Annotated in this window: 17 protein-coding genes and 1 tRNA gene; 7 read left to right on the top strand and 11 right to left on the bottom strand. The window is 67.8% G+C overall.

The genetic code is table 11. The features are described from left to right. Positions 1-43: 43 nt before the first annotated feature. On the top strand, positions 44-976 hold the full coding sequence (locus ABDC25_RS17460) for a sugar-binding domain-containing protein (protein WP_021201649.1): 933 nt from the start codon (positions 44-46) through the stop codon (positions 974-976). 19 nt (positions 977-995) lie between these two features. On the opposite strand, the gene ABDC25_RS17455 is transcribed toward ABDC25_RS17460, so the two are convergent. Both ABDC25_RS17455 and ABDC25_RS17450 read right to left on the bottom strand, forming a co-directional pair. Continuing rightward, positions 996-2,444 carry an FGGY-family carbohydrate kinase gene (locus ABDC25_RS17455; protein WP_021201650.1) on the bottom strand — a complete coding sequence of 483 codons (1,449 nt, stop codon included), beginning with the start codon at positions 2,442-2,444 and terminating at the stop codon, positions 996-998. Positions 2,445-2,485: 41 nt separating this feature from the next. Continuing rightward, complete coding sequence (locus ABDC25_RS17450; RefSeq protein ID WP_347123875.1) at positions 2,486-3,271, bottom strand: SDR family oxidoreductase; 786 nt, start codon at positions 3,269-3,271, stop codon at positions 2,486-2,488. A 117-nt stretch (positions 3,272-3,388) separates the two neighbouring features. Between ABDC25_RS17450 and ABDC25_RS17445 the strand changes: the two genes are divergently transcribed. The 3 genes from ABDC25_RS17445 to ABDC25_RS17435 all read left to right on the top strand — a co-directional run bounded on the left by ABDC25_RS17445 (position 3,389) and on the right by ABDC25_RS17435 (position 7,710). Beyond that, entirely contained in the window at positions 3,389-4,150 is a 762-nt protein-coding gene (locus ABDC25_RS17445; protein ID WP_347123873.1) for a DeoR/GlpR family DNA-binding transcription regulator, read from the top strand. A 117-nt stretch (positions 4,151-4,267) separates the two neighbouring features. Next, complete coding sequence (locus tag ABDC25_RS17440; protein ID WP_347123871.1) at positions 4,268-6,304, top strand: bifunctional aldolase/short-chain dehydrogenase; 2,037 nt, start codon at positions 4,268-4,270, stop codon at positions 6,302-6,304. Next, positions 6,301-7,710: a rhamnulokinase family protein gene (locus ABDC25_RS17435; RefSeq protein ID WP_347123869.1), complete on the top strand. Its 1,410-nt coding sequence runs from the start codon at positions 6,301-6,303 to the stop codon at positions 7,708-7,710. The genes ABDC25_RS17440 and ABDC25_RS17435 overlap by 4 nt, the downstream gene beginning before the upstream one ends. Before the next feature lie 26 nt (positions 7,711-7,736). Here ABDC25_RS17435 and ABDC25_RS17430 read toward each other — a convergent pair whose 3' ends face one another. Further along, positions 7,737-9,293, bottom strand: coding sequence for a serine hydrolase domain-containing protein (locus ABDC25_RS17430; protein ID WP_347123867.1), 1,557 nt, complete (start codon positions 9,291-9,293; stop codon positions 7,737-7,739). A gap of 313 nt (positions 9,294-9,606) precedes the next feature. Here ABDC25_RS17430 and ABDC25_RS17425 point away from each other — a divergent pair, with 313 nt between their 5' ends. Beyond that, complete coding sequence (locus ABDC25_RS17425; RefSeq protein WP_136024662.1) at positions 9,607-11,127, top strand: FG-GAP-like repeat-containing protein; 1,521 nt, start codon at positions 9,607-9,609, stop codon at positions 11,125-11,127. 104 nt (positions 11,128-11,231) lie between these two features. On the opposite strand, the gene ABDC25_RS17420 is transcribed toward ABDC25_RS17425, so the two are convergent. The 3 genes from ABDC25_RS17420 to ABDC25_RS17410 form a co-directional block, all read right to left on the bottom strand. Continuing rightward, the gene (locus tag ABDC25_RS17420; protein WP_021201657.1) at positions 11,232-12,155 is read right to left on the bottom strand and encodes a DUF1295 domain-containing protein; all 924 of its coding nucleotides are present in this window, start codon (positions 12,153-12,155) and stop codon (positions 11,232-11,234) included. A gap of 17 nt (positions 12,156-12,172) precedes the next feature. Then, a complete protein-coding gene (locus tag ABDC25_RS17415) occupies positions 12,173-14,008 on the bottom strand; it encodes an AMP-dependent synthetase/ligase (protein WP_021201658.1) in 1,836 nt (611 codons plus the stop codon). A 1,023-nt stretch (positions 14,009-15,031) separates the two neighbouring features. Further along, complete coding sequence (locus tag ABDC25_RS17410; protein WP_235045259.1) at positions 15,032-15,187, bottom strand: hypothetical protein; 156 nt, start codon at positions 15,185-15,187, stop codon at positions 15,032-15,034. Between the two features lie 119 nt (positions 15,188-15,306). Between ABDC25_RS17410 and ABDC25_RS17405 the strand changes: the two genes are divergently transcribed. Beyond that, on the top strand, positions 15,307-16,584 hold the full coding sequence (locus ABDC25_RS17405) for an MFS transporter (protein ID WP_021201660.1): 1,278 nt from the start codon (positions 15,307-15,309) through the stop codon (positions 16,582-16,584). A gap of 91 nt (positions 16,585-16,675) precedes the next feature. Here the strand turns inward: ABDC25_RS17405 and ABDC25_RS17400 are convergent. The 5 genes from ABDC25_RS17400 to ABDC25_RS17380 all read right to left on the bottom strand — a co-directional run bounded on the left by ABDC25_RS17400 (position 16,676) and on the right by ABDC25_RS17380 (position 21,271). After that, positions 16,676-16,749 (bottom strand) — tRNA-Gly (locus ABDC25_RS17400). A gap of 64 nt (positions 16,750-16,813) precedes the next feature. Continuing rightward, a complete protein-coding gene (locus ABDC25_RS17395; protein ID WP_021201661.1) occupies positions 16,814-17,668 on the bottom strand; it encodes a fumarylacetoacetate hydrolase family protein in 855 nt (284 codons plus the stop codon). A 17-nt stretch (positions 17,669-17,685) separates the two neighbouring features. Next, complete coding sequence (gene rhmD / locus ABDC25_RS17390; protein ID WP_021201662.1) at positions 17,686-18,864, bottom strand: L-rhamnonate dehydratase; 1,179 nt, start codon at positions 18,862-18,864, stop codon at positions 17,686-17,688. Next, positions 18,861-19,898: an alcohol dehydrogenase catalytic domain-containing protein gene (locus tag ABDC25_RS17385; protein ID WP_021201663.1), complete on the bottom strand. Its 1,038-nt coding sequence runs from the start codon at positions 19,896-19,898 to the stop codon at positions 18,861-18,863. The genes rhmD and ABDC25_RS17385 overlap by 4 nt, the downstream gene beginning before the upstream one ends. A 29-nt stretch (positions 19,899-19,927) precedes the next feature. After that, positions 19,928-21,271, bottom strand: a complete 1,344-nt coding sequence (locus ABDC25_RS17380; RefSeq protein ID WP_347123862.1) for an MFS transporter — start codon at positions 21,269-21,271, stop codon at positions 19,928-19,930. A 124-nt stretch (positions 21,272-21,395) separates the two neighbouring features. Between ABDC25_RS17380 and ABDC25_RS17375 the strand changes: the two genes are divergently transcribed. After that, on the top strand, positions 21,396-22,190 hold the full coding sequence (locus ABDC25_RS17375) for an IclR family transcriptional regulator (RefSeq protein ID WP_021201665.1): 795 nt from the start codon (positions 21,396-21,398) through the stop codon (positions 22,188-22,190). The last annotated feature ends 4 nt before the right edge of the window (positions 22,191-22,194 follow it).

Here is a 22,194-nt window from a genome sequence, read left to right as displayed (position 1 = left end):
ATATGCTGAACCGACCTGACACGACGCGAGACGAAGAGGCGACATGGGACCCGATGAACTGGTGCGGATCTCGCACGTCGCGCGCCGGCACTACCTGGACGGGCGGACGAAGATCGAGATCGCCGACGAACTCGGCCTTTCCCGTTTCAAGATCGCGCGGATGCTGGAGGATGCGCTCGAGCAGGGGCTGGTGAAGATCACGATCGAGGCACCGGACTCCCTCGATCTCGACCTGTCCATGCAGCTGCGCGCCCGCTTCGGGCTGACGCGCGCTCTCGCGGTGATCACTCCCGGCACCACGCCCGACCTCATTCAGGATCGGCTCGGGCGCGCAGCTGCCGACCTGCTCAGCGAGATCGTCACCGAGGGCGACGTGCTGGGGCTCACGGCCGGACGCACCCTGACCGCGATGGCCGGACACCTGCGCACCTTGGCGACGTGCGAGGTGGTGCAGCTCGCCGGCGTCGCCGCCCCCACGCCCGAGAACGGCGTCGAGGTGATCCGCCAGGTGAGCCGCATCTCGGGGGGACGCTCCCGCGCGATCTTCGCCCCGTTGCTGGTCGAGACCGCCGCCACCGCCTCGGCCCTGCGTCGCGAGCCCGGCATCATGGAGACCTTCCGCCGCTTCGACTCGGTGACCAAGGCCGTCGTCGCGATCGGTTCCTGGAGCCCGCCCGACTCGCAGCTGTACGACAATGCCGGGCGCGCGGGCGCGCTCGACGAGCTGCTCGCGGCGGGGGTGAAGGCCGAGATCTGCGCGACGCTCATCGACGAGAACGGTGCCGTCGTGGGGTCGGTGGCCGAGCGGTCTCTCGCGGTATCCACCGAGCAGCTGCGCCGCATCCCCGAGGTGATCGCCGTCGCGGGAGGCCCCTCGAAGACGGGTGCCGTCGCCGCCGCCCTGCGGTCAGGGATCGTCGATTCCCTGGTGACCGATGCCGCTCTCGCCCGGCGCCTGCTCGAGACCTCGGCCTGAGCGGGACCGACCAGCCCGCTCAGCGGCGGACGGGCTCGTAGCGCCGCAGCTCGGTGGAGGCGCGCACCACGCGGCGCAGATCGCCGAGACCTCCGTGCACCGCGCCGTGCGCGCGGGCCTGCACCAGGATGTTGCCCATCGACGTGGCCTCCGACGGCCCCGCGACCACGGCGCGCCCCGAGCGGTCGGCGACGGCCTGCGCCAGGATCGACGACTCGGAGCCGCCGCCGACCAGGTGGATCACCCGCACGTCCACACCCGAGAGCGCCGCTGCTTCGTCGACCTGTCGGGCCACGAACGCCCCGAGACTCTCCAGCACCAGCCGCACCACGGAGGCGCGGTCGGTGGGCATGCGTCCGCCGGCCTCCGCGACGAGTTCCGCGATGCGCGCGGTCATCTGCCCGGGGCGCAGCAGGCGAGGGTCTCCGGTGTCGATCGGCACCCGGGTGCCCGGGGCGGTGTCGGCACGGGCCAGCAGCTCGCGACGGGCGGCGGTGCTGCGTGCTCCCCAGCCGTCGAGCCCCCATTCCCGCATGCACTCGTTGATGATCCAGAGCCCGGCGGCGATCCGGAGGAACCGCACGGTGCCGTCGAGGCCGAGCTCGTTCGTGAAACCCGCCTCGCGGGCCCGGTCGCTCGTGATGAGGCGATCGACCTCGACACCCGTGAGGATCCACGTGCCGCACGACACGAAGGCGAAGTCCTCGTCGCGCGCGGGGACGGCGATCACGGCGCTGGCGGTGTCGTGCGAGGCGACGGCGGTGATGTCGGTGGCATCCCCGGGCGCCAGGATGCCGCCAGCCACACGCCCGGTCACGGTGCCGGGCGCGACGATCTCGGGGAAGATCCGCGCCGGCAGGCCCAGCGCGTCGATCCGGCCGGCATCCCAGCCGGCACCGCGGGGGAGGGCGAGGCCGGTGCTGGAGACGTTCGTCGCCTCGGCGACCTCTTCGGCGCCGAGCCAGTGCGCGAGCAGATCGGGCATCAGCAGCATCCGCTGCACGGTGTCGAGACGCCCGGCCTCCCGGTCGGCCATCAGCTGGTAGATCGTCATGATCGGGAGGGCGGTGACCCCGGTGTCTCGAAAGGCATCGGCGGCGGGGAGGATCGCGTCGACGAGGGGGAAGCTGCGGTCGGTGCGGGCATCGCGCTGGTGGAAGGGAGCATCGAGCAGGCCGTCGTAGGCGAGCAGCCCGTAGTCTCCCGACCAGGCGTCCACGCCGACACTGGCGAAGGCGGGTCCCTCGCGGCGAAGCGCCGCGAGACCGGCGACCGCGTCGCGGTACAGCCGCTGGGCATCCCACCGCAGTCCGAGCTCGTCCGTGAACGCGCGGTTGCGGAACCGGTGCACCCCGTCGATCCGCAGCCGATCCCCGTCGACGGTCGCGCTCACGACGCGACCGCTGGACCCTCCGAGGTCGACGGCGGCAGCTCGGAAGCTCGCCGAGCCGAGGGGCAGTTCGGGCATGTCCCTCAGCCTAGGGTCCGGGCTTCCCGTCCGGCGGCCTCTCACACGCTGGTGTAACCACCGTCGATGAGGATGCTCTGCCCGATGACGTAGCTCGACCGCTCGCTCGCGAGGTAGACCAGGAGGTCGCCGAGCTCTTCGGGCTCCCCCATCCGCCCGGCGGGGATGCGCCGCACCCACTCGTCGGCCATCTCGGGGTTCTCCGCCACGAAGTCCCTGGTCATGTCGCTGGCGAAGTATCCCGGGGCGATCGCGTTGACGCGGATGCCGTGCGGCCACCACTCGATCGCCGCGCTCTTGGTGAACATCGACACCGCGGCTTTCGACGTGTTGTAGACCGCTTGGGTCTGCGGGATGTTCACCGCGAACGCCGACATCGACGACACGTTGACCACGCTGGCCGGGTTTCCTCGTGCGGCCTCGACGTGCCGACGCGCGAACTCACGGCTCGTGACGAAGGTGCCGGTGACGTTGACGTCGAGCACCCGCCGCCAGTCCGCTGGCGTGGTGTTGAGGAGGGGCGTGCCCAGCGTGATGCCCGCGCTGTTGACGAGCACGTCGGCCACGCCCAACTGCGCGGCGACGGCATCGAAGGCAGCCGCGACGGAGGCGTCGGAGGTGACGTCGACGCTGACGCCGATGCCACGCCGCCACGTCTCGGACTGCAGGGTGTCGGCGGCATCGGCGACGGTGTCGAGGCGGTCGAGGAGGGCGATATCGGCGCCGGCGGTCGCCAGTGCCTCGGCCATGGCGTAACCGAGGCCCCGCGCCCCGCCCGTGACGACGGCGATGCGGCCGAGAAGAGGTTCCGTGGTGTTTCCGAGCATGAGCAGAGCCTAGCGGCGGCGCTCACCTCGCGACACCAGCCGCTCATATGAGCGCACAGAGCGAGGGTCGATGATCGGGGGATCGGCCCCGGCGTGCACACCGGATAGATTCCTCCCATGGCTCTTTCCGGCAATCTCGAGGCGCAACGACGTCGAGACGAACTCGTCGAACTCGCGAACGGCCCGCAGGGCGTGATGATCGAGGCCGCTGCCGAACTGTTCGCGGTGTCGTCGATGACGATCCGACGCGACCTGCTCGAGCTGGAGGCGGAGGGCCGAGTGCGTCGGGTGCGAGGTGGGGCGACCGCCGCCCCCAGAGCGCGCCCGTTCGATGCGCGCCGGGCCATCAGGGCGAGCGCGAAGAAGGCGATCGCCGAGAAGGCGCTGCGACTCGTCCCGGCTCATGGCAGCATCGCGCTCGACGCGTCGTCGACCGTCAACATGCTCGCCTCGGTGATCGGTCCGCGCGCCGGGCTCACGGCGTACACGAACTCCTTCGAGTCGTTCCAGGTGCTGCATCCGCTCGACGGCGTGACGGCGGTGATCTCCGGTGGCACCGCGGAGCCCACCACGGGCAGTCTCGTCGGCCCGATCGCTCGCCGGAGCATGCGTTCGGTCTACTTCGACACCTTCTTCTCCTCGGCCGACGCGCTCGACGGCGCCGACGGCACGTCCGAGGTCTCGGTGGACGAAGCCGAGCTGAAGCAGGCGATGGCCGCGAACGCCGGCGCCACGGTGGTGTGCGTCGACTCCAGCAAGCTCGGGCGCCGGTCGGTGGCCCGCGCGCTCGAACGCGACGAGATCTCGGTGCTGATCACCGAGCTCGATCCCGGCGACGAGCGGTTGGATGCCTTCCGGGATATCGCCGACATCCTCTGAATCCCAGACGCCCTCGCCAGACACCCTTTCTCCACGACGTCAGTTCGTGTTATCTTTCACAAGAAGTAACAGCACGAGTGCACACGGTCGTGTGCATCGCCCCTGTCTTGGAGAGTCATGACCAACGCCACCGCCGCCGCTCTGATCGCCCGGTCGAACCGCCTCGGCGCCGACCCGAAGAACACCAACTACGCCGGAGGAAACACCTCGGCCAAGGGCACCGAGACCGATACCGTCACGGGCCAGCCGGTCGAGCTGATGTGGGTCAAGGGCTCTGGCGGCGACCTCGGCACCCTGACCGAGAGCGGTCTCGCCGTGCTGCGCCTCGACCGCATGCGCGCGCTCGTCGACGTGTACCCCGGACTTGACCGCGAAGACGAGATGGTCGCCGCCTTCGACTACTGCCTGCACGGCAAGGGGGGTGCCGCCCCGTCGATCGACACCGCCATGCACGGCCTGGTCGACGCCGTGCACGTCGACCACCTGCATCCCGATTCGGGCATCGCGATCGCCACCGCGGCAGACGGCGAAGCGCTGACCACGAAGATCTTCGGCGAGAAGGTCGTCTGGGTGCCGTGGCGTCGTCCCGGCTTCCAGCTCGGACTCGACATCGCCGAGATCAAGAAGCAGCACCCTCAGGCGATCGGCTGCATCCTCGGTGGACACGGCATCACCGCGTGGGCCGACACGTCGGAGGAGGCCGAGGCGAACTCTCTCTGGATCATCGACACCGCGGCCGCCTACATCGCCGAGCACGGCAAGGCCGACCCGTTCGGCGGCGTCCGCTCGGGCTTCGAGGCCCTCCCCGCGTCCGAGCGCCGTGAGCGCGCTGCGGCCCTCGCCGGCACCATCCGGGGCATCGCCTCGACCGACAAGCCGATGGTCGGACACTTCACCGACGCCGACGTCGTCCTCGACTTCCTGGCGTCGGAACAGGCGCCCGCCCTCGCCGCGCTCGGCACCAGCTGCCCCGACCACTTCCTGCGCACCAAGGTGAAGCCGCTGATCCTCGACCTGCCGGCCACGGCGTCTGCCGAGGAGCAGATCGCGCGCCTGCACGAGCTGCACGAGCAGTACCGCACCGACTACCAGGCGTACTACGACGCGCACGCGACGGCCACGTCTCCTGCCATCCGCGGCGCCGACCCGCTCATCGTGCTGATCCCCGGTGTCGGCATGTTCTCCTACGGTGCGAACAAGCAGACCGCCCGCGTCGCCGGCGAGTTCTACGTCAACGCGATCAACGTGATGCGCGGCGCCGAGGCCCTGTCGACCTATTCGCCGATCTCCGACGCCGAGAAGTTCGACATCGAGTACTGGGCGCTGGAGGAGGCCAAGCTGCAGCGCATGCCGAAGCCGAAGTCGCACCAGGGCCGTATCGCCTTCGTCACCGGCGCCGCATCCGGCATCGGCAAGGCCATCGCGACCCGCCTCGCGGCCGAGGGCGCCTGTGTCGTCGTCGCCGACCTCGACGCCTCGAAGGCGCAGGCCGCTGCCGCCGAGCTCGGCAACACCGATGTCGCGATCGGCATCGCGGCAAACGTCGCCGACCCCCAGGCCGTGCAGGCCGCCCTGAACGAGGCGGTGCTCGCGTTCGGCGGTGTCGACCTCGTGGTCAACAACGCCGGCCTCTCGCTGTCGAAGCCGCTGCTGGAGACCACCGAGAAGGACTGGGATCTGCAGCACGACGTGATGGCCAAGGGATCGTTCCTCGTGTCCAAGGCCGCCGCCCGCGTGCTCATCGATCAGAAGCTCGGCGGCGACATCATCTATATCTCATCCAAGAACTCGGTCTTCGCCGGCCCCAACAACATCGCCTACTCCGCCACCAAGGCCGACCAGGCGCACCAGGTGCGGCTGCTCGCGGTCGAGCTCGGCGAGTACGGTATCCGTGTGAACGGCATCAACCCCGACGGCGTGGTCCGCGGCTCCGGCATCTTCGCCTCGGGCTGGGGCGCGAACCGTGCCGCGACCTACGGCGTCGCCGAAGAAGACCTCGGTCAGTACTACGCGAACCGCACGATCCTCAAGCGCGAGGTCGTGCCCGAGAACGTCGCGGACGCGGTCTACGTGCTGACCGGTCCCGAGCTCAGCCGCACCACGGGTCTGCACATCCCCGTCGACTCCGGCGTCGCCGCGGCGTTCCTGCGATGAGCGTGCGCGCGGTCGCGGCCGTCGATCTCGGGGCGACCAGCGGCCGTGTGATGATCGGGCGGATCGGGGAGGGGAGGCTCGAGCTCGAGCTCGTGGCGCGCTTCCCCAATGGCCCTGTCGAGCGCGACGACGGTCTGCACTGGGACTTCTCGGCCCTGTACGAGCACGTCGTGGCGGGTCTGACTGAGGCGGTACGGCGCGAACCGGCGATCGAGAGCATCGGGATCGATTCCTGGGCCGTCGACTACGGGCTGTTCGCGGACGGCGCTCTTCTCGCCGAGCCGTTCCACTACCGCGATTCCCGCACCGCCCGGGGCGTCGCAGAGGTGCACGACATCGTTCCGTTCGCCGATCTCTACGCCCGCGACGGACTGCAGTTCCTGCCTTTCAACACCCTGTACCAGTACCGGGTCGACGAGCGGATCGCTGACGCCGACGTGGCGCTGCTCATCCCCGACCTGATCGCGTTCCTGCTCACGGGCGTCAGCGCGGCGGAGCGGACGAATGCCTCCACGACGGGGTTGCTCGGAGTGGACGACGGGGAGTGGGACAGCGATCTCGCATCGCGCATCGGCATCCCGTCGCGCATCCTCCCTCCGCTCATCGACCCCGGCGCGGTGATCGGGTCGCTGCGTCCGGATCTCGCCGCCCGGATCGGCGCCGACCTCCCGGTGATCGCGGTCGGTTCGCACGACACCGCCTCGGCAGTGGTCGCCGTGCCGATGACGTCGCCTTCCGCCGCGTACATCTCGTGCGGCACGTGGGGTCTCGTCGGACTGGAGCTGACCGAACCCGTGCTGACGGACGCCGCGCGCGAGGCGAACTTCACCCACGAGCTCGGCGTCGATGGTCGATACCGTTTTCTGCACAACGTCACCGGTCTGTGGCTGCTGAGCGAGAGTGTGCGGGCGTGGGAGGGGGAGGACGGCGCGTCGATCGATCTGGCGGAGCTGCTCGCTGCGGCAGCCGCGGTCTCGGATGGGGTGCCGCTGTTCGATGCGAACGATCCTTCGCTCAGCGCGCCCGGCGACATGCCCGCCCGCATCGCCGCGCTGATCCAGGCGGACGGGGCATCTGCGCCGACGAGCCGTGCGGCGTTCGCGCGCAGCATCGTGGAGAGCATCGCGGCGGCCTTCGCCGCGACCGTGCGGACGGCATCCGCCCTCTCGGGCCGCGAGGTCGACGTGATCCACCTCGTCGGGGGCGGCTCGCTCAACGCGCTCCTCTGCCAGGCCACCGCCGATCGCTCCGGGCTCCCGGTGCTGGCCGGTCCCGTCGAGGCGACCGCTCTCGGCAACGTGCTCGTGCAGGCGCGTGCCCTGGGCGCTGCTGCTGCCGACCTGGAGGGGCTGCGCGCGCTCGTCGCGGCGACACACCCGGTGCGCCGATTCGATCCGCGAGGCTGACGCGACGTCGGGAACGCGGCCGCGGCTCAGAGCACGCGCGTGTTCGGCAGCGAGCTCACGGTCGGTCGGGCGTAGGCGCGGCGCCGGGCGGAGATGTCGGTCGGTCGTGCGGCACGCGGAACGCTCCGCTCCACGGCGATCACCTCGAACTCCTGGATCTGTGCGGGGCGCACCGGGGTGAGGTGGATCATGCAGATCAGCTCGCCGCGTTCGGCGGGGATCGACCAGGTGATGTCTGCCGGGGTCGCCGCGGAGACGACCTCGGGCGCGCCGCGGTCGCGGAGCAGCGGGCCCACCTGGGCGATGAGCTCGTCGATCGCAGCTCGGCGCTGGGGGAGCGGGCGGTCGAAGTCGATGTTGTCGGCGAAGATCGCGGCGGCCGTACCGTCGTCCCAGGAGCGGATCAGCTCGTCGGCGGCGGACATCAGCCGATGCGTCTCCGGCCACGGCTGCACGGTGCGGGCGGGGGTGTCGTGGAAGGCGAGGGCGCGGAACAGGGCGTCCTCCGACAGGGCGACCGGGTTGCTCCGGTGGCTGTTGGTGAACACGACGACGCCCTTCCCGGATCCCGCGTGCCACACCATGTTCAGGATGAATCCCGGAAGTCCGCCGCTGTGCGTGACGATGCGTCCGCGGTGCAGGTCTTCGTGCACGAAGAGTCCGAGCGCGTAGCCCCCGGTGACGAACTTCCAGGTGCCTTCGGGGCGTGCCTGGAGCGACGGGATGTCGACCTGATGGATGCGCTGCAGTTCGCGCCGTGACGCCCGGCTGACGACGGCATCGTCACTGCCCGCGGGTGTCGACGCGGGCTGTGTGGCGGCGGCGAGGAAGCGCACCCAGATGCTGAGGTCGTTGATCGTCGACTGCATGCCGCCGGCTGCGGCCATGGCATCGGACACGGCGGGAGGGAACCCCACCCAGTCGCCGTCGGTGTTCAGCGAGTAGCCGACCGCTCGGCGGAATCCCTCTTCCGGTGCGCGGTTGTCGAACCAGGTGCTGTTCATCCCGAGCGGATGCAGGATCTCGTCGGTGACCCAGTCCTCCACGCGTCGGCTCACGGCTTTGCCTACGGCGAGACCGGCCATCGTGAAGCCGATGTTCGAGTACTCGAAGGCGCTTCCCGGATGGGTGCTGTAGTTGAAGCCGGGTCTGATCCGTTCGACCAGCTCCGCCTCGGAGAGGCCCAGGAACGGGTCGACCCACGAGTTGTCCTCGGTGAGTCCGCCGCCCATGCTGAGCAGCTGCCGCAGGGTCGGGGCGGCAGCCGGTTCGTCACCCACCGTGCCGTGCCACTCCGGATAGAAGTCGGTGATGGGGGCTTCCAGGTCGAGGAGCCCGCGGTCTCGGGCGAGCAGGGCGCCGAGTGCGACGAAGCTCTTGGTCATCGAGGCGATCGGGAAGATCGTGTCGGCGTCAGGGGCGGTGCCGTCGTCGTCGGCGGTCCCGAACCCCCGGGTGTGCTCCAGCCCGTCGGTGCCGACGAGTCCGTACACGAGCCCCGGCGACTGACCCGCAGCCGTGTACTGACCGAAGAATGCGTCGAGCTGGTCGACGAGCGGCACGACCAGGGTTTCGCTGGACATGGAGACTCCTTTGTTCGGGCGTGCTCTCGCGGCGGGTGCTCTCAAGCAGAACGCCGGTTCGTCTCCACACTCTCGTGCCGGGCGGGCGAAGTCATGTCCGCGGGCACCGAGTGTCGGGGCCCGATGTGTGCGGGCAGACGAAGTCGACGCGCGGACGACTTTTCGGTCCGATAGGTGGGTCCGAGCGGCCGCGATGAGTAGGCGCTCATCCTCACGAAAGGAGGGTCTCTCACACTATCGATGCATCCGGGCGCGCGTCTGTAGGCCGAAGAGGGGACAGCGGGGCAAGGTATGAGTTCCCTATGGTTTACGCATGAACTCAAAATCGTCAATGGCTCGTATCGCAGGAGGGCGGAAGGTGCGCGCCGGATTCGTTGCGCTCGTCGTCGCGGTCGCGCTCGTCTATCCGCAGGCCGCTGCTCCCGAAGCGGCGTCGGCTGCGCCTTCGGACTCCATGGTCTACCCGGCGTCCGGGAACATTCAGTCGAAGGTGGGCGATGGTTGCCGAGGCAACTACCGCAAGCACGACGGCATCGATATCTCGGGCCAAGGTGGCACCCCGATCGTGGCTGCCGCGGACGGCACCATCAAGTCCAAGAGTTCGGGTGGCAGTTACGGCAACCTCGTCGAAGTTCAGCACGCGGGGGGCTATGTCACGCGCTACGCGCATATGGCTTCCGCGACGCCCTTCGCGGTGGGTACGCCCGTCTCTCAAGGAACTCCGATCGGGGTCGTGGGAAATACCGGGAACTCGCCGGCCCTCCACCTGCACTTCGAGGTCTATCGGAACGGTGCGCTCTATGGTCAGATCAATGACAGCTTCACATGTCTGTCGAACGTCACGCGAGGTACCTGGATGCCGGGCACCTTCCCGGGCCTAGGGGGTGCGGTGGCGCCGCCCGTTGACACGGATGGCGATGGAATCCCCAACGTGATCGACGTCTGCCCGGCGTCGCCGGGGGTCAGCTTCTACGAGGGCTGCCCCATTCCGCGATCTGCGAACAACACCGATTTCACGGGCGACGGTATCGCCGATGTGTTCTTCTCGCACCCGAACGGACAGTGGTGGGTCTCGGAGAACGGAACGAGCGCGTGGAACGCAATCAATACGGGAGGGGTAGCGCCGGGCGTGTTGCAGTTCGCTGACTTCGATGGTGATGGAAAGTCTGACGTCTTCTGGCCGGATCCAGCGACGGGCAACTGGTATGTCTCCTATGGGGGAACCACCGCGTGGGCGCTCCTCTCGGCCGCAAACGGTATCCCCGGGCACGAACTGCAGCTGGGTGACTTCAACGGCGACGGTAAAGCGGACGTGTTCTGGGCGAACGCGGGAACGAACCAATGGTGGATCTCCTACGGGGGAAACTCCGCCTGGACGATCACGGCGACGTCGGTTCCGGCAACGAGCCTGCGTATCGCTGATCTCACCGGCGATGGCAAGGACGATGTCTTCTATGCCCACCCGAACGGACAATGGTGGCTCTCCGAGAGTGGGGCGAGCAGCTGGCAGATCATCAACACTGCCGGCATTAGCGCCGCACTTCTGAAGTTCGGCGACATCGATGGCGATGGTAAGGATGACGTCCTGCTTCCGAATCCGGCCACCGGAAACTGGCAGGTGTCCTACGGCGGCACCACCGCGTGGTCGCTCCTGACGAGCGCCAACGTCCCGGGCGAACAGCTTCAGCTTGCCGACCTCACGGGTGATGGAAAGGCAGATGTCTTCTGGCCCAACATTGGTGTCGGACAGTGGTGGATGTCGAGCGGCGCAGCGTCGTCGTGGCAAGCAATCAACTCTGCCTCGGTTGACCATAACCTGCTCGTGGTTCGCTGACCCAGGCGAGCCCCTGACCGCGCGGATTGCGGTCAGGGGCTCGCGTGCTGTGCTCGGCTCCCACGTCAAGTCGCTTGCGTCCTCCGCCCGCCCGTCCGTAGCTCCTACGCCGCCGTCTCCTGCACCGCGCCCCGCGTGAGCTTCGGGATCAACACCGGCGTGTTCTCGCGGTAGGCGATGTAGTCGGCGCGATCGCCCCACTTCTTCTCGGCGCGCGCTTCCAGCAGCGGGATGCCGCTGACCCGGGTGAGCAGCAGGATCACGAACAGCGGCGAGAGCAGCGCGATCCACTGCCACCCGACGAGCACGGGGGCGGCGGTGAGGAACACGCCCACCCAGATCACGATCTCGCCGAAGTAGTTCGGGTGGCGCGACCGCGACCACAGTCCCGTGCGGATGAACTCGTCCCGGTTGCGCGGGTCTGCACGGAATGCCGACTTCTGCGCGTCGGCGACGATCTCGACCACCATGCCGAGAACCCACACGACGATCCCGACGACGGTCAGCCATCCGATGGGTGCGCGGGTGGCGGAGTCCGCACTGATCGTGATCCATGCCGCGGCCGCGGTCAGCGACACCCACGCGCCCTGGATGATCCACACCTGCAGGAACCGCAATGGGGAGCCCTTGATCTGGTCGAAGCGTCCGTCCGAGCCGGCCTTGTGCACGCGCAGGGCCAGGAAGGATCCGAGGCGCACCGCCCACAGCATCACCATCCCCGCGAGGATCCAGCTGCGCGCGTCGGGCTGTGGCGCCAGCAGGACCAGCGCCGCAGAGATCGCGAAGAAGGTAAGGCTGCCGGTGAGGTCGAAGAATCGCTCGGTCTGCAGGAGCATCGCCGGGATGAACGCGATGACCTGGATCGCGAACGCGGCGGCGACGGCCAAGGCGAACAGTGGGATGCCGCCGATCGTCGCGCCGTTCTGGCTGCCGGCGACCGCGACGAGCGTGCCGATCACGAGGGCCGCGAGGATCGCGATGACCGAGGAGCGGGATGACTTGGCGTCGGAGGGCGTGGGGGAGGACATGGTGTGCTTTCTGTTTCTCAGAGGTACAGGTCTTCGACGGTGACGGCCGCGCGATCCAGCACGACGCTCCGCTTGAGCTTCATGGTGGGTGTGACGAGCCCGCGGTCGTCGAGGTCGGCGAAGACCACGCTGAACCGGCGCACCTGCTCGCTACGCGCCACGAGTGCGTTGGCGGCGTCGACGGCGCGCTGCAGGTGAGCGTGCAGGGCCGCGTCGTCCACCGTGCGGATGTCGGTCGGGCTGGTCGTGCTGGTCGACGGGATGCGGCTGCCCTGCGCTTCGGCCCAGGCGCCGGCCTGTTCCGGGTCGAGCACGAGCAGCGCCGAGAGGTACGGCTTCCCCTCGCCGACCATCACCGCATGCGAGACGAGTGGATGAGCTTCGACCGCGCTCTCCCAGCGGGTCGGCACGATCGTCTTGCCGTTCGAGGTCACGATCACGTCTTTGAGTCGCCCTTCGAGGATCAGCCGGCCCTGCGCATCGAGACGACCGAGGTCGCCGGTGCGGAAGAAGCCGTCGACGAAGGCGCCGTCGTCGTGAGCCGGGTTGCGGTAGCCGTCGAACACGCCGATGCCGCGAGCGAGCACCTCGCCCTCGTCGCTGATGCGCACCGTGAGTCCGGGGAGGGGCGCGCCGACGCTGCCCGAGGCGATACGCCCCGGCAGGTTGCCGGTGAGCGGTGCAGTGGTCTCGGTGAGGCCGTAGCCCTCGATCACGGGGACCCCGATGCCGCGGAAGAAGAGCGAGAGGTCGGTGTCGAGGGCCGCTCCGCCCGAGAGGATGTAGCCGACGCGCCCGCCCATCACGGCACGCAGACGCCGGTAGAAGAGGGCGTCGAAGAGGCGGTGACGCACGTGGAGGCCGCGGTCCCTCGCGACGCGTCTGCCGGCATCGACCCGCTCGGCGCGGCGACCCCAGGCGATCGCCGTCGACTCGGCCTTCGCCCAGACTCCCGCCAGTCCTTTGTCGGCGGCCTTGCCCGCGGCGGCCGCCTGGATCTTCTGCAGCACTCGCGGCACGACGACCAGGAACGTCGGGCGCAGCGCGTCGAGGGTGGCGACGACCGTCGAGGGGTCGGAGAGGTGCGCGATGCGCATGCCGCTGGCCAGGCAGATCAGCTGGAGTCCGCGTGCCAGCACGTGGGCGAGCGGGAGGAAGATGACGGTGTTGCCGTCTTCGTTCACGATCTCGCTGTACGCCGCGGCGATGTTCAGCACCTGACCGAGGAAGTTCCGATGGGTGAGGACCACGCCCTTGGGCTCGCCCGTGGTGCCCGAGGTGTAGACGATCGTCGCGGGGTCGTCCTGAGTGGCGGTCGTCCTGCGGGCCTCGAGCTCCTCATCGGTGACGCCGCTGCCGCTCGCGACCAGCGCGGTGAGGGCGGCGGATGTCCCGGCATCCATCGTCCAGGCCCCGATCGTGTCGGAGTCCGACACCGCCAGTGCGTCCTGCAGGAGTGCCGCGTGCTCGGCGGTGCCGCCGATCGCCAGGCGCACACCGGCATCGGCGACGATGGCATCCACCTGCGATGGCGACGACGTGTCGTAGATCGGCACGACGACGGCGCCGGCGAACCAGGCGGCGAGGTCGGCGACGGCCCATTCGTAGCGCGTCGGCGCCATGATCGCGATCGGGTCGCCCGCCCGGATGCCCTGGGCCATGAAGCCCTTCGCCAGCACGCGCACCTCGGCTTCGAAGGCGCGCGTCGTGATCGGCCGCCACGACCCGGAGCGCGCGTCCTCGACCTCGAAGGCGACGTGATCCGGAGCCGAGGCGGCGCGCGCCACGAGCAGGTCGGTGACGTTGCGGTAGCCGTCGAGCGCGGCGAGTGGCGGTGTCGTCGATTCGATCATCGGGCCTTCTCTCGGTCGTGCATACGGTGCGGAGGGCGCACGAATATCGCCCATCGACCGTTGTTCGGAACCGATGGTGATTCGGATGGGATGATCTGAAGGCTCGCGTCGGAGGACAGCGCGGTGCGGAGGACAGCGTGGTGCGGAAGACAACGTGGTGCGGAAGACAGCATGTCGTCAGAACTGTGCGCAGTGCGTCCGCATCCGTGCCCCCGCGCGGAGAGGGCGAGATCATCCTCGACTTCGACGCGGAGGGTCATCTCCTCGGTAGCGAAGTCCTTCGCGCATCGAGACTCCTTCGAGCCAAGACCTCGATCGTTCCGCCCGTCACCGAGGGCCGGTCGGCCTTGACCATCGAAGGTCGCCTTCCCAAAAAACTGTGTCAATCGATATTGTCGCAGTATGGAGGCGGAAGAAGCGCTTAGTTCGTACATGGAGGAACTGCGCCGTGTGGGGCGCCGGCCGAGCACGATACGTGGCTATGAGACAGACCTAAGGGTCTTGGTCAGAATTGCCGCCGAGCACGGAGGCGGGATCGATGGTGACGTGGTGAGCGAGTATCTGGCCTGGCCGACGGCTCAAGCCATCGCCACACGTGCACGGCGACTGTCCGCTTTGCGAGGGCTTCTCCGCGATTGCGGGCGAGCGGACCTCCTGCCTCCTCATGGAGGCCGCGAACGGGCGCGCGCCGAAGAGCCGCCGCGTCGCTCCTCCCGGAACCTCAGGACGGAGATCGATGCCGTGTTCGCAGCGATGCCTCACTATGCAGACCGAGACCAGTTGGTGTTCGGATTGCTTGCTCACCTCGGACTCCGGCCTGGTGAAGTGTTAGCTCTGCAGGTGCAGGACTTTGAGGAAGCATCCGCATCCCTTTACGTGACAGGGTGGGGCGGCAAACGCAGGCGTGTGCTCGTGGACAATCGAGACGTTCTGCTGAGGCTGACCAATCACTTGCGCTTTCTGGCAGTGTCCTCGGGCCCCCTATTCACCGCGTCGGGCCGTGACACGCCGTTGCGCTACCAATCAGTTCAGCATCGGTGGGCGCAGTACTGCGCCACGGCGGGGGTTGACGTTCACCTCACCGATCTCCGGCGCGCGCACGTTGCCGATCTGGTAGCGGGCGGCGTGCCGGAAGCCGTGATCCGTGACCGAATCGGCCAAAGCACGGGGTCGCTTCACAGCGACTTCGTCTCATTCTCGAGCGAAGACAGTGACGCGCAAATCCGTGAATGGCATAAGCGTCGCAACGGCCAGGTCACCGGTGAACACACACCCCACAGCTCTGAGCGGAACGCCGGATGACCACGGGGTTCCGCACGCTCGGTAAGCCGTTCACCACGTTCCTCGTCGCAGAAACTGTCAGTGCGGCAGGCACGATGGTCGCTGTCGTTGCGCTGCCGCTGATCGCGATCGAGCAGCTGCAGGCGTCCGCATTCGTCGTCGGACTGCTCGAAGCGCTCCAGTGGTTGCCTGCTGCGATCCTCGGCCTCCTTCTGGGCGCCCTGGTCGATCGAAGCCAGCAACGCTGCCGCATGATCCTCGTAACGGCGAACTTTGGTCGGGTGGCGAGCCTCAGCGCCGTCCCTGTGGCAGCGCAGCTCGAGCTGCTGACGCTCCCCGTGCTGTTGGCGCTTGCCTTCACGACGGGAGTGTTCACCGCGATGTCCCAATCAGCCTTCACGCCGTATCTGCGCCAGGTTGTTCCGTCGAACGACTATGCATCGGCGACGGGGTCGATGCAGGCGGGGCGCTCGGCGGCCCGGGTAGTAGGGCCGGCCGTTGGTGGTCTCCTGGTCGCGCTGATCGGCGCCTCCAACACGCTGTTCATCACCGCGGGTTGCTTTCTCATCTGCGCTGTGGCGCTCCTGACGATCGTCGGTCAGGCCGCTCCGCCGCCGCCACCCCGACGGCGACTCACGATTGAGATCGGCGAGGGGTTGGGAGCCCTGCGCTCAAGCCGAATTCTGATGTGGATCACTATGGGCGCCGCGACCGCCAACCTGCTTCTCTCCGCCAGCGGTGCACTAGATATCCTGTACCTCTCGCGAGACCTTGGTGTCGCTTCGGACACCATCGGATTCGTCCTTACCGCGGGCGGTGTCGGCGGGCTGACTGCGGCGCTCGTCAGTGGGAGACTCATCAGCCGCTATGGGCTCGGCAAGGTGGCGACCTTTGCGTTCGTCTTCACCGCTCCCTCGTCGTTGCTGTTGCCTGCGACGCAATCGGGCTCGTCCGTCGCGCTGTTCGCTGTCGGTGTGTTCACGGTGAGCTTCGGAATCGCGCTCGGCGGCGTGGCGCTCATGACGCTCCGGCTACATTTCACGCCGCCGCATCTCCAGGGGAGAGTCAGCTCCGTCTCTCAAGTGTTGAACGCTGCGACGATCCCGGTCGGAGCCGTCTTGGGCGGTGCGATGGCCGAGCTCCTGGGCACACGCAGCGCGTTGGTCGTGCTCGCCGTCGGATACATAGCGTTTGCGATCGTGTTCGTCTGTAGCCCTATACGAACTGTCGTGCCGGTGCCGAATCCTGGTCAGGTCGAGAATCCAGCGTCTTCGGCTACCAAGGGAACGGACTGAGTGCACGTCTCTGGCACGGAACACGCCAAAGGCGCCACGGAGTCGCGAGAATGTGGCGGTCGAAAGCACCGCGAAACGGGGGATAGCTGTGTGGAGGGGCTGACGGGAATCGAACCCGCGCTGTCTGCTTGGGAAGCAGAAGTTCTACCATTGAACTACAGCCCCGTACCCGCCCGAGAGCAGGTGAGGGCAAGCCTACCTGTGTCTCGGGCGTTGGCCAAAGCCCGGCTCAGAGTCGCGTGTCGACCAGGCGCTGCCGCTGTCGCCCGAGCGCTTCGATGCCGATCTCGACGACGTCCCCGGAGCGGAGGTATGGGTAGCGGCCCGACAGCGCGACGCCCTGTGGCGTGCCCGTATTGATCAAGTCGCCCGGTTCGAGCACGAGGTACTGCGACAAGTGGTGCACGATCTGCGCCACGGTGAAGATCATGTCTGCGGTGTTCGAGTCCTGACGGGGTTCGCCGTTCACGGTCGACCAGAGTCGCAGTGCCTGCGGGTCGACCTCGTCTGCGGGCACGAGAGCCGGGCCGAGCGGATTGAAGGTCTCCGCGTTCTTTCCCTTCGACCACTGCCCGCCGGACTGCTCGACCTGGAACGCGCGTTCGGAGACATCGTGCGAGACGACGTATCCGGCCACGTGTGCGAGTGCCTGTTCCGGGCTCTCGAGGTATCGCGCCCGGGTGCCGATCACCACACCGAGTTCCACCTCCCAGTCCACCTTCTCCGCGCCGGGCGGAATCATCACGTCGTCGAATGCTCCGATGATCGTGTTGGGGTGCTTGTGGAAGAGGATCGGCACGACAGGCGGAGCATCGCCCGACTCGGCCGCATGAGCGGCATAGTTCTGCCCGATGCACAGCACCGCCATCGGACGGGCGATCGGTGGGCCGACCCGCAGCGCCGCAGCACCGTCGAGTTCGGGGAGAGCGCCGGCAGCGAGGGCTTCACGGGTACGGGCTATCCCGTCGCGAGCGAGGAAGGCGCCATCGATGTCTACAGTAAGGACGGTGAGATCGTGGACGCGGCCGTCCTGGCGCACGGCGGGTCGTTCGGCGCCGGCCGCCCCGAGTCGGAGGAATTCCATGTGTCGTGTCTCCAGGTTCAGTGTGTGTAGGGGCGGTGCTTGTCGATCGTGTCGGAGAGCTCGACACCGAAGCCGGGAGTCTCCGGAACCTTGAGCCGGCCCTTCACCGGAACGGGCTCGCCGACGAGCATCGGAGAGAACATCGGGACGATCTCCTCGGCGGTCGGATGCATCATGAGGAACTCGGCGAATGGGCTGTTCGTCCGCGTCACGACGAAGTGGTACGAGTACACGGATGAGCCGTGTGGAACGACCATGGTGCCGTGGGCGTCGGCGAGGGCGGAGATCTTCAGTAGCTCGGTGATGCCGCCGCACCATCCCACGTCGGGCTGGATCAGATCGACGCCGGTCTCGAGCAGCTGTCGGAACCCCCAGCGAGTGGCCTCGTGTTCGCCGGTCGTGATCAACATCGACGCCGGTGCCCGCTTGCGCAGTTCTGCGTATCCCCAATAGTCGTCGGGGATGAGCGCCTCCTCGATCCATTTGAGGCCGTAGTCGGCAGCGGCATGGGCGAGGCGCGTCGCGTAGTCGACGTCGAGCGACATCCAGCAGTCGTACATCAGCCAGAAGTCATCGCCGACCCTCTCCCGCATCTCGGCCAGCAGAGCGATGTTCTTCCGCATCCCTTCCTCGCCCTCGGCAGGGCCGTGGTGGAGCGGCATCTTCCCACCGATGAACCCGAGCTCCTTCGCACGATCGGGGCGCGCGCCCGTGGCGTAGAACTGGAGCTCGTCGCGCACCGAGCCACCCAGCAACTCGAACACCGGAACCTGCCGTACCCGGCCCAGCAGGTCGTAGAGGGCGAGATCGACGCCGCTGATCGCGTTCAGGACCACGCCTCGACGCCCGTAATACAAGGTCGACTTGTACATCTGATCCCAGATGCGTTCGATGTCGGTGATCTTCCGACCCTCGAGGAATCGAGCGAGGTGTTTCTCCACGATGAATGCGCCGATCTCGCCCGCGGTCGTCACAGAGAACCCGACCGTGCCGTCGCTGGCCTCGATCTCTACCACCAGGGTGCCCAGCACGTTGAGCCCGAAACTCTGGCGCGACTGCCGATACTCCGGGTAGACGCTCATGGGAGTCGCGATGTGATCGTCGATCCAGTGGTCGGCTTCTTGGTCGTGGTAGTCTGCCCCACCGCCGCGGACGGTGTAGGCGCGGACCTCGCGGATGGTGGGAGTGCCGGTCATCGTGTCGTTTCCTCTCGGTCGAACCGGACAAGGACCTTGCCCGGGGTGCCGTCGCCCGCTGCGAGGGCGGTGAAGGCGTCGTCGGCGGCGGAGACGTCGATCTCGCGGCTGATCAGCGCTCGATAGACCTCCGGTTCGGCGCCGATGATCTCGGTGGCGTCGGTGAAGTCATCTGATCCATACGTGAAGCTGCCGATGAGCGATCTCTCCTCGGTGCTGACGAGAAAAGCGTCGATGCTCACCTGCGGGGCGCCCATCCCGACCAGGCAGATCGGCGCTCCGAGGGTCGTGCTGGTCAACGCGTCACGCAGCGTAGGAGTGATTCCCACCGCGTCCAGAGCAGCATCGACGAGGCCTCCACGCGCCCGGAGCTGGTCGGCGATCGGACCATCAGCGGGATCTATGGTCTCGGCCCCGAGGTGCTGGACGAGCTCGCGGCGAGCGGCGTCCATCTCGCTCACGAACACCGTCCCCGCGCCCGCATCACGCAGCGCGATCACGATCGATTGCCCGATCGGGCCGCCGCCGATAACGAGCACCCGGCCGAGGCGTCCGGCAGGGAGGCGGCGCACGGCATGCACGGCCACGGCGAGCGGCTCGATCAGTGCGCCCAGTTCGATCGGCAGACCATCGGGCAGTGCGACCACGTTGCGTCCGGGCACGACGACGTAGTCCGCGAACGCAGCGGGGACGTCCCGCGCCACCCCGATGACGTGCTTGCCGGGATGGTGCTGCTCGCGCCCGGCGAAGGCAGCCGCATCCGCGGCCGGAACGACGACCGGATTGAAGGTCACCGGGGTGCCCTCGGCGAGACCGTCCACCTCCGCCCCGGTGGCGGCGATCGTCCCGCTGGACTCGTGCCCCATCACCTGGCCGGGAAAGCGTCGGCCATTCTCTCCGGTGTACCCGTGGACGTCGGATCCGCAGATCCCGGTCGCCACCACGCGGATGAGCACTTCGTCGGGGCCCGGGGTCGGGATCGGGGCTTCGTGGACCTCGAGGCGTCCGATCTCGGTGAGGATGAGCTCGCGCATGAGGGTGTCTCCTTTTCTGCCGGACGCGGTCAGAGTGGGCGGGCTGTGGTGGTTGTGGTGAGTCCGATGCCGTCCGTCTCGCGAACGGCGGGGCTCACGACCCGGCTCAGGGCGATGAGGGCGGCGCCGGACAACGCGATGATGGCCAAGATGATGAGTCCTGCGTTGTCGCCGAAAGTGGCGTCGGCCCAGTTCTTGAGAATCGGCGCGAGGAAGCCGCCGAGACTGCCGAGCGAGTTGATGAGCGCGATGCCGCTCGCCGCGGCAGCTCCGAGGAGGAACGAGGTCGGCAGCGTCCAGAACACCGGCTGCACCGAGATGAATCCCGCGGCGCCGACGCTCAGAGCCGCCAGCGCGATGAGCGGATCCTGGATCACGGCGGACAGGACGATCCCGACCCCCGCGGCGGCGAGTGCGCACGTCGCGATGAGGCGACGCTGGCCGGTGCTGTCCGCGAGCCGGGAGAGCATGAAGGTGACGATGAGCGCGAACGTCCATGGCACGGCTGTCAGCAGGCCCACCTCGAGGCCGACGGGTTTGCCGACGATCGTGGCGATCTGAGTGGGCAGGTAGAAGGTCACGCCGTAGACGCTCATCTGGATCGTCAGGTAGATCGCGGCGAAGTAGAGCACGATCGGGTTCCCGAGCGCGCGCAGAGCGCCCCGTGGCGAGTGGTTCTCCTTGGCGGAATCCTCTGCCTCGAGGGCGGCCAGCAGGCTCGAGCGCTCGCTTTCACGCAGCCACTTCGCGTCCTTCGGGCCGTTATCGAGGTAGAAGAAGGCGACGACGCCGACGAGCACGGTGAGGATGCCGGTCACCAGGAACATCAGCTGCCAGCCGTGGATGCCGACCTTGTCGTCCAGGTCGAGCAGCATGCCGGACAGCGGTCCACCGAAGATGAACGCGAGAGGTGCGCCGAAGTAGAAGAGTCCATTGACGCGCGCGCGGAACTGCAGCGGTACCCAATACGTGAGGAACAGGATGACACCGGGGAAGAACCCGGCCTCGGTGATGCCGAGGAGAACCCGCAGCCCGTAGAAGATCCACTCGTTCGTGGCGAACACCATCAATGAGGACACGATGCCCCAGGAGATCATGATGCGAGCGAGCCAGATCTTGGCTCCGACCTTGCGCATGATGAGGTTCGACGGCACCTCGAAGAGGGCATAGCCGAGGAAGAAGATGCCGGCGCCGAGGGCGTAGGCGGCATCCGAGATCCCGGTATCGGCTTGCCAGGCCGCCTTGGCGAATCCGAGGTTGGCTCGGTCGAGGAAGGCGAGGATGTACATCAGGAGCAGGATCGGGATCAGCCGGAGCGTGACCTTGCGGACGATGGCGGCCAGTTCGGGCCGCACGGAGGACGGGGTGGACATCAGGGCATCTCCATTGACGAGGGAATCCAATGCGTTCACGTATATGAACGAGATGTCTCAGACCTGAACGCGCGATAGTGTGGCACACGTTCGCGTCGGACACAACGCAGCCATCGAGGGAGATATGACGGACACCGCGCAGGCCCCCCTTGCCGTGAAATCCGCCGGTCGGGCTCTGGAGATCATCGAGCACCTTGCGACGACCGAGGGTCAGACCTTCCCTGCGCTCCTCGCTGAACTGGGATTGCCGCGGTCGAGCGCGCATGGGCTGCTCCGCACGCTGGTCGCCGCGGGGTGGGTCGAATACGACGTGTCGAGCAAGCGGTACTCGCTGGGGCTCAAGGCCTGGCAGATCGGGCAGCGATACGACGGGCACAGTCTGCTTCTCGAATCGGGGCCAGCGCTCATGCGTGCGCTCACCGACGAGACGGGAGAAACCGTGCAGATGGCGCGGCTGGACGGCGTGGAGAACGTCTATATCGCGATCAGTCCTTCGCCGAACCCCATGCGCCTGGCGTCGAGTGTGGGCATGCGCCTCCATGCGCACGCAACCGGCATCGGGAAGGCTCTGCTGAGCACGCTCGGCGACGACGACGTGATCCACCGCCTGCATCAGGTCGCGATCCCGCGGCTCACGGCCCGGACGATCACCGACCCCGACGACATCCTCGCCGTCATCGAGAAAGGGCGTGATGTGGGCTACTTCGTGGATGATGAGGAGTTCATCGAGGGCTGCAGATGCGTGGCGATGCCGCTGACGTGGCCCGAGGAGACGGGCGTCGCCGCTGCGGTGAGCATCACGATGCCGACCAGTCGCACTGACGAACGATGGCCGCACTCGATGGTGGAACCTCTTCGACGTACCGTGCTGCGCATTCGAACCGGGATGCGCCTCCACGGTCTCGCTCCCGGCAACTAGGCTG

Source organism: Microbacterium sp. SY138 (genome assembly GCF_039729145.1).
Classification (GTDB): domain Bacteria; phylum Actinomycetota; class Actinomycetes; order Actinomycetales; family Microbacteriaceae; genus Microbacterium; species Microbacterium maritypicum_A.
The sequence above is the reverse complement of the archived record's forward strand: the minus strand, read 5'-3'. Positions and strand labels throughout refer to the sequence as shown.